General features: G+C 50.4%; 8 protein-coding genes. 3 read left to right on the plus strand and 5 right to left on the minus strand.

What is annotated here, in order from left to right; translation table 11 throughout:
• From CVU71_18325 to CVU71_18335, 3 genes are all read left to right on the plus strand, one after another.
• Positions 1 to 463, plus strand: a 463-nt coding sequence (locus tag CVU71_18325; GenBank protein PKN16887.1) for a phenylacetate--CoA ligase, incomplete at its 5' end; no start/stop codon positions are given.
• Between the two features lie 112 nt (positions 464 to 575).
• Positions 576 to 1,007, plus strand: coding sequence for an amino acid-binding protein (locus tag CVU71_18330; protein ID PKN16888.1), 432 nt, complete (start codon positions 576 to 578; stop codon positions 1,005 to 1,007).
• Positions 1,007 to 1,771, plus strand: a complete 765-nt coding sequence (locus CVU71_18335; GenBank protein ID PKN16889.1) for a hypothetical protein — start codon at positions 1,007 to 1,009, stop codon at positions 1,769 to 1,771. The genes CVU71_18330 and CVU71_18335 overlap by 1 nt, the downstream gene beginning before the upstream one ends.
• A 190-nt stretch (positions 1,772 to 1,961) precedes the next feature.
• Here the strand turns inward: CVU71_18335 and CVU71_18340 are convergent, their stop codons facing one another.
• The 5 genes from CVU71_18340 to CVU71_18360 all read right to left on the minus strand — a co-directional run.
• The gene (locus tag CVU71_18340; protein PKN16890.1) at positions 1,962 to 2,276 is read right to left on the minus strand and encodes a hypothetical protein; all 315 of its coding nucleotides are present in this window, start codon (positions 2,274 to 2,276) and stop codon (positions 1,962 to 1,964) included.
• An 89-nt stretch (positions 2,277 to 2,365) separates the two neighbouring features.
• The gene (locus CVU71_18345; GenBank protein PKN16891.1) at positions 2,366 to 2,551 is read right to left on the minus strand and encodes a hypothetical protein; all 186 of its coding nucleotides are present in this window, start codon (positions 2,549 to 2,551) and stop codon (positions 2,366 to 2,368) included.
• A complete protein-coding gene (locus tag CVU71_18350) occupies positions 2,548 to 3,990 on the minus strand; it encodes an RNA-splicing ligase RtcB (protein ID PKN16892.1) in 1,443 nt (480 codons plus the stop codon). The genes CVU71_18345 and CVU71_18350 overlap by 4 nt, the downstream gene beginning before the upstream one ends.
• A gap of 92 nt (positions 3,991 to 4,082) precedes the next feature.
• The gene (locus CVU71_18355) at positions 4,083 to 4,598 is read right to left on the minus strand and encodes a hypothetical protein (protein PKN16893.1); all 516 of its coding nucleotides are present in this window, start codon (positions 4,596 to 4,598) and stop codon (positions 4,083 to 4,085) included.
• Positions 4,599 to 4,647: 49 nt separating this feature from the next.
• Positions 4,648 to 5,179: DNA gyrase subunit A (locus CVU71_18360; protein PKN16894.1), on the minus strand; the 532-nt coding region annotated here is incomplete at its 5' end.

Consider the following 5,179-nt stretch of genomic DNA (forward strand, 5'->3'; position numbering starts at 1 on the left):
AGAAGGCGAACTGGTCTTTACCAGTTTGACCAAAGAAGCGTTTCCGCTGGTCCGTTACCGTTCAGGCGATATCTCACGCTTGATTCCCGAACCCTGCCGTTGTGGCCGGACCCATATCCGGATGGAACGCGTACTCAAGCGTAGCGACGATATGCTGACGATTCGTGGCATCAATATCTATCCCTCACAGGTGGAAGCGATCCTGAAAGAGATCCAGGGCGTCGAACCGGACTATCAATTGATTATCGACAAAGTCGGAGCCCTGGACGCCGTCGAACTGCAGGTGGAAGTCAGCGATAAATTCTTCAGCGAATCGGGTGGCGTCAAGGAACTGCAGATCATTGAAAAAAGAATTGTGAAAGACATGAAGGATTATTTAAGCATATCTCCACGCGTCAAGCTGGTTGCCCCGCAAACCTTGAAGGAACAAGGCAGGAAGGTCATCGACAAACGCATCATTTGATGCTGTTCATTTTTCAGGGAGACACAGCATCCCGCAGGAAATGACCCGATATGTTTTAAGGGTGCCCGGCGGCTTCCGCCGACAACATGAACGAAAGAATTCTGGAGGAAATATGAAAGTCGAACAAATCTCTGTTTTTCTGGAAAACAAACCCGGTTCACTTGAACATGCCACCCGTGTGCTGAAGGAAAACAACATCAATATCCGCACCCTGTCGCTGGCGGAAACCGTGGACTTCGGCATTTTGCGTTTAATCGTCAATGATGTGGAAAAAACAAACAAGGTCCTCAAGGACGCGGGGTTTCGCGTCAGCAAGACCGTTGTCGTGGCCGTTGAAGTTCCCGATCAGCCAGGCGGCCTGCATAGCATCATGGAAGTCCTGACTCAGGAAGCCATCAATGTTGAATATCTCTATGCCTTCGTTGAAAAAAGCGGCCAGAACGCCGTAATTATCTTCCGCTTTGACGATCCGGAAAAGGCAATCGACGTTTTATTGAAACACAAGTTTACGGTGGTGCCGGGGGCACAGCTCTACGAGTTTTAATGAGTGATATCTTAAAGCAAACCATTATCAATTTTTTAAAGCCGATGGTAACCGATCTTGGTTTCGCATCAGTAGATCGTTTTGCCGCCGCACCCGAGGCACATCACCCCGAACGTGTTTGCCGGGATGCACAAACCGTGATTGTCTTTGGCATTACCGTTCCCCGCGGAATACTAAAATCACCGGATTATAATCTTTATGCCTTGCATCGAAGTTATCACAGCGCCTATATGCGCATTGATGAAACAGCTCTCGCCCTTTGCAATTACATCGAATCTTTGGGTAAATATCTCGCCGTTCCAATTCCCAGTTACGCCCCGATGGTCTTTCATCAGTTTGAACCGTGGGGCATTTTGTCGCTGAAACACGCCGCGGTCAATGCCGGGCTCGCCAGTTTCGGCCGGAGCGGCCAGGCTTATCATCCCCAGCATGGCGCGCTGTTGCGGCTAGGGGCCGTTGTCACAAATGCGGTTATTGACGCAGACCCGCTGCTTACTCCTGATCCTTGCCCTCCCGCTTGTAAAGCCTGTTCCAAAGCCTGTCCGGCAAAGGCTTTTGACGCGGATGGAAAATTCAATAAAATGACCTGCCTGGGTCACACGATCAAACATGCCATTTATCCGCTGGCGCTCAGCAGCGAAGCCGGCTTGAAAAACATCGAGCGCGTCATCAACACCGCCGGACACAATTACTGGATCGGCTGCGATGAATGCCTCAAGGTATGTCCGCTGAATTTGAAAAAAGATCCGGCTAAAAATTCATAAATATATTGATATAAAGAAAGAGGCAGATGCAACCTCCACCTGCCTCTTTCTTTATCCTTGCGGGTTCAATCTTGTAGATTGAACCCTTAGTTTAAGTTTAATCGTACAAAACAGCTGGTTCAGTCAACATGACTGAACCAGCTGAGAGGTTAATGGCTATTTATCTCTTAATGATGAGCTATTGCAAAATTTACGATAATGGTTTCCCGCATTCCCTGCACTTGCCGTCCGGTCCGATCACGCCTATGCAGTTGCCGTCACTGCACAAAACCCTTTTGTCCCATTCTTCGTCGGAGGCGAAGTCTTCCGATGAAACCGGATTTGTTTTCTCTATGATGACAGGTTCAGCAGTTTCTTTATCGTGACCCTGGGGGAGAACGCCCTCATAAGTTTTACCGCATTCCCTGCATTTTCCGTCCGCACCGATCGTGCCGATGCAGGACTCGTCACTGCACAAAACGCGTTTATCCCAGTCTTCACTTTCGTCTAAAATAATTTCGGCCATGCTGTTCTCCGCATTTTATTGATATGGTCTTCTTATGCCGAGCCTGTAAAAAAGTCAATTCGAACCAGATAATCCATTTAGTAAAATATTTAAAATGGAATGCTCTGAGCGAATATATCCGAAACGTTTTGGCTCTTTGCGAAATGCAGCATTAGACAGCCGAACTGTTTGAGCCCGCGGGGCGAGTTTTCGGCTGTCGCGGAATGAGCATTAGAGCCAAAGTTGCAGGATATTCTGAGCGAATAGCGTAACATTTTAAATATTTCATCCGTCATCCCTTTATGCAGGCAATTGATTTTAAGCGCGCCACCTTCTTCGCAATGCCCGCATCATGGACCACCTGGACGACGTCGTTCAAATTCTTATAAGCTTCCGGCATTTCTTCACCCAGCGTTCCCTTACTGCCAGCCATCACCAAAACACCCTTATCGGCTAGTTCGCGGCTGATGGAGCGGCCCCGGCTGGTCTTGATGGCCTGGGTTCGACTCATGACCCGCCCTGCGCCATGACAGGCACTGCCGAAGGTTTCCTGCATGGCTTTTTCCTGACCAACTAATATATAAGAACCAGCTCCCATGTCCCCAGGAATCAGCACGGGCTGACCGACACTTTTATATCTTGCGGGAACTGCCTCATGACCTGCCGGATAAGCCCGCGTCGCACCTTTACGGTGAACGCAAAGTTTTTTCTCACTACCATTAATTTTAAACGACTCAATTTTGGCGATGTTGTGGCAGACGTCATACACCAGTCGCATCCCCAGTTCACGCGGCGCTATTCTCAGTGTTTTTTCAAAAACCTCCTGCGTGAGGTGCATCAAAATCTGCCGGTTGGCCCAGGCGTAATTGGCACCGCAGGCCATGGCCGCAAGATAATTCTTCCCACGCTGCGAGGCCAGATAGGTGCAGGCCAATTGCCGGTCCGGCAATGCGATGCCGGTTTCCGATTGATGCTTCACCATAAGCGCCAGATAATCATCGCAGATCTGGTAGCCCAGCCCCCGCGACCCGGTATGGATCATGACGACAATTTGCCCTTTGCGCAGCCCAAACGCTGTCGCCGCTTTTTCGTCAAAAATGTCCTGCACGACTTCAATTTCCAGAAAATGATTGCCGGAACCCAGTGTGCCGAGCTGCTGCTTGCCGCGCTCGAGGGCCCGCGATGAAACTTGTTCCGGGTCCGCACCATTCAGGCAACCGCCGTCTTCTGTTGTTTCCAGGTCCTGGAGGGATCCGAAACCGTTTCGCACGGCCCATTTTGCACCTTCCTCAAGCACTTTTTTCTGATCTTTACCGGAGAGCTTGACATAGCCTGTTGAACCCACACCCGTCGGAATGCGCTGATACAAAGCGGCAGTCAGATCCTTTATTTTCCCCCGGATGTCGTCAAGGGCAAGCCCCGTTGCCATCAGGCGGCAGCCGCAGTTAATGTCGTAACCCACGCCGCCCGGCGACACGACGCCCCCGTCCAGATCAAAAGCCGCCACCCCGCCTATGGGGAAACCATACCCCCAGTGAATATCCGGCATGGCCAGTGAGAAATTGACGATGCCCGGCAGATGGGCAACATTGGCCACCTGTTTGGTGCTTTCGTCGTGTTGAAGCAGATCGTGGATTTTGTCGTTGGCGTAGATGATCCCCGGCACACGCATCGAACCAGTCTGAGGCAGCAACCAGCGATTGTCATCTATCCTTTCAAGCTTTATTTCAGACATCTCTCATCCCCTTGTGTCATTGCGAGCAGACCCTTGGTCTGCGTGGCAATCCCCAGCGCAACGCCACATATGGACATTTTACGAGGTCGTCATCAGACATCGAAAATCACCTTAGCTATCCAGCCTGATTTGAACTTTTTAACGCTTAAGCCGGAGTAAGTCACCGCCTTGATCTCTGTTTTCATTGAATGTTTTTTTTTATTGTATGGCTCAACCCATAACGTCGCAACGAGTCTTGTATTTCTGCATTCGATCATCTCACAGTGATCAACTACCCATCTCGTACCGTTGAACAGGTAAAGAAGCTCCCGCAAAAAGTTAATGAACAGGTCCTCCACGTCCGCCCCGTCTACCTTCTTAATGATTTGCCTTCCTTTTGCCACCTGGCTTTTCCTGCTTTTATGGCCTGCGGTCTGAATCATGATATCAAACAAAGCATGGGCAGCATGGGCAAACAGATCCTTTTTCGTGCGCCCGAATATTTCAACCCCTATATCGGCGGTATGGTCAAAAAATATGTAGTTCAGCATACAGGTAGTATAACCTATTATGCCGGCATCAACAAGAAGCCTTGTCTTCACATATGGACGGAATGCACAAGCTGCCATAAAAAAAGGGCGCCTCGAAGCGCCCTTTTTTTAATGTTGAAACGACGGTCTAGTCTTCTTCCGGTGTGCCGTTTTCGTCTGTCGTCACATCCGTCTCATCATCGCCGTTAGCGCCGTCATCCGGGCCTTCGGCTTCCTGCGTTGTGCGGGCGACGCCGACGAGTTTTTCTTCCGGCTCCAGGTCGATGAGTTTGACGCCCTGGGTCACACGATGATTAATCGGGACCTCCTGCACCTTCAGCCGGATCACCTTGCCTGCATTGCTGATGAGCATGATGTTCTCTTCGCCCTGCACCTGCAACACGCCGGAAACATTGCCGATCTTGGCAACGGTTTTTAAATTGATGGTGCCCTTGCCGCCTCGTGACTGCACACGATATTCGTCAATCGGTGTGCATTTGCCGTAGCCGTTTTCCGAAATGGTCAGCATGTAAGTGTTTTGAGCGGGAATATCCACACCGATAACGTCGTCACCCTCATCCAGATTGATGCCGCGCACGCCGCGTGCCGTCCGGCCCATATCGCGGACATCGTCTTCCCGGAAACGAATCGCCATGCCGAGTTTCGATGCGAGGAAAATA

The sequence above is a fragment of the Deltaproteobacteria bacterium HGW-Deltaproteobacteria-6 genome (assembly GCA_002840435.1).
Classification (GTDB): Bacteria; Desulfobacterota; Syntrophia; order Syntrophales; family Smithellaceae; genus UBA8904.

What these genes read in the sequence shown, in the direction of transcription:
- CVU71_18345 (PKN16891.1), bottom strand. Translation starts at nt 2,551, where the DNA reads ATGACGGATGAAATATTTAAAATGTTACGCTATTCGCTCAGAATATCC.
- CVU71_18355 (PKN16893.1), bottom strand. Translation starts at nt 4,598, where the DNA reads ATGGCAGCTTGTGCATTCCGTCCATATGTGAAGACAAGGCTTCTTGTT.
- CVU71_18330 (PKN16888.1), top strand. Translation starts at nt 576, where the DNA reads ATGAAAGTCGAACAAATCTCTGTTTTTCTGGAAAACAAACCCGGTTCA.
- CVU71_18340 (PKN16890.1), bottom strand. Translation starts at nt 2,276, where the DNA reads ATGGCCGAAATTATTTTAGACGAAAGTGAAGACTGGGATAAACGCGTT.
- CVU71_18335 (PKN16889.1), top strand. Translation starts at nt 1,007, where the DNA reads ATGAGTGATATCTTAAAGCAAACCATTATCAATTTTTTAAAGCCGATG.
- CVU71_18350 (PKN16892.1), bottom strand. Translation starts at nt 3,990, where the DNA reads ATGTCTGAAATAAAGCTTGAAAGGATAGATGACAATCGCTGGTTGCTG.